The sequence below is a fragment of the Variovorax sp. OK212 genome, from assembly GCF_900112425.1.
In the GTDB taxonomy this organism is placed as follows: Bacteria; Pseudomonadota; Gammaproteobacteria; order Burkholderiales; family Burkholderiaceae_C; genus Variovorax.
In genome coordinates this window covers 1-2,093 of the sequence record NZ_FOLP01000057.1, presented here as the reverse complement: position 1 = coordinate 2,093, position 2,093 = coordinate 1, and the positions used below count along the sequence as shown (strand labels likewise).

General features: G+C 69.2%; 1 protein-coding gene. It reads right to left on the bottom strand.

Annotated features, from left to right (window positions below; all coding sequences use genetic code 11):
* On the bottom strand, positions 1-2,093 hold a 2,093-nt coding region (locus BM004_RS40470; RefSeq protein WP_143120487.1), incomplete at both ends, for an AMP-binding protein.

The window sequence follows — 2,093 nt, the reverse complement described above, 5'->3', positions numbered from 1 at the left end:
CGCAGGCGCTGCGGGTCGAGCGCTTCGCCGCCGAAGATCACCGTGCGCAGAGCCAAGTCATGAGCCTGCGGCAGGCTGGCCAGCTGGCCGAAGGCAGATGGCGTCTGGTTGAGCACCGTGACGCGCTCGTTGCGCAGCAGCTGCAGGAAGTCCTCCGGCGAGCGGCTGACCCAGAACGGCACGACCACCAGCTTGCCGCCGGTGCACAGCGCGCCGAAGATCTCCCACACCGAGAAATCGAAGGCGTAGGAGTGGAACATCGTCCACACGTCTCCGGGGCCGAAGTGGAACCACGCGTCGGTGGCGTCGAGCAGGCGGCTCACATTGCGGTGGCACAGCTGCGCGCCCTTGGGGCGCCCGGTGGAGCCCGAGGTGTAGATCACGTAGGCGAGGTTCTCGCCGTGCAGGTCGAGATCGGGGTTGGCGTCGGACTCTGCGGACAGGTCGAGGGTGTCGAGTGCCAGAACTTCCAACGCCTCGGTGCCCGGCACCTGCAGGTGACTTTGCGTGAGCAGCAAGGCGATGCCGCTGTCCTCGACCATGTAGGCCAGGCGGTCGGCCGGGTACTCCGGGTCCAGCGGCACGTAGGCCCCTCCCGCCTTGAGGATGGCGAGGATGCCCACGACCATCTCGAGGGAACGCTCCACCGCGATGCCGACCTTGGTCTCGGGCTTCACGCCCAGATCGATCAGGCGATGCGCCAGGCGGTTCGCCTGTGCGTTGAGTTCGCCGTAGCTCAGGCCCTGTTCGCCGAACGCCAGGGCCGGAGCGTCGGGGCGTTCACGCACCTGCCGTTCGATCAGCCGATGGATCGGCTCGCTGGCCTCGGCCGACCGCCTGCGTGCGCCCCACGACGCCAGTTGCGCGCGCTCGGCTTCGGGCACCACCTCGAGCTGGCACGCCAGCCGCCCTGCCGGCGCTGCCAGCGCCTGCACGACGGCTTCGAGCGCGGCGAGCATCAGGCTGCAGACGCGCTGCGCGTCGACGGCCTCGTGAACCTGCGCCACCAGCTCGAAGCCCTCGCCCAGGTCGTCCACCGACATGTCGAACGGGTAGTTGGTGCGCTCCCTGCGGGCCAGCATTTCCATGCCCTGCCAGTCCTGGTCCTGCTCACCCGCCTTGGGCTGCACGCTGTAGCGGTAGTTCAGCAAGGACGTGAAAAGCGGCGTCCGCTCCGACAGCCCGCTGCAACGCAGCGCGAGCGGCAAGCTGGCGTACTCGTGGTGCATCAGGTCGCTGAGCGCGGCGTGCGTCTGGCGCAGGCACTGCACCACGTCCTGCGCACCCAGCCGCACGCGCAGCGGCAGCGTGTTGATGAACATGCCCAGCGCCCGGCCGGCGTCCGCGCCGCCTTGCATGCGGCCGAACAGCACGGTGCCGAACACCACGTCGTCCTTGCCGCTGGCCTTGCCCACCACCAGCGCCCAGGCCAGGTGGAACAGCGTCGCCGCGCTCACGCCGTGGCGCTGCGCCTGGCGTCTGGCCTGGCTGGCAAGCCCGGTGTCCACCAGGCGCCGTGCCTCCTTCACACGGCTGCCGTCGCCCTGCACATCGAGCAGATTGAAGGGTGCCGTGGGTTCCTGCACGTCACCCAGCATCTGGCGGAAGAACGTCTCGTGCTCCGCCTGGCTCACGCCCAGCCGCGCCTGCGCCACGAAGTGCCTGAACGCCACCGGTACCGCCAGTGCGTCCGCGCGGCCCTGCTGGATCAGCGCGATCTCCTCGACGATGCGCTCGATCGTGGTGTGGTCCACCACCAGGTGATGGTTCGGCAACTGCAGCAGCCATTTGCCGGTGGCAGCGTCAGGGGCGGCGATGGCACCGAGCATCGGCGCGCGGCGCACGTCGATGCGGTAGTGCCTCGGGTCGACCGTGGCGTCGAGCTGCTGCGCACTCTCCAGCCACTGCAGCTGCAGCACGGCATGCCGGTACACCACCTGTACCGGCTCGGGCAGCCCCTCCCACAGCACCGCCGTGCGCAGGATGTCGTGCCGTGCAATCACCTCGTTGAAGCTCGCGACGAACCGCTCCAGCCGCTCCCGGCTGTCGAAGCTCAGGCTGTTCAGCGTCACGTACGCATCGCCCTCGGTCTG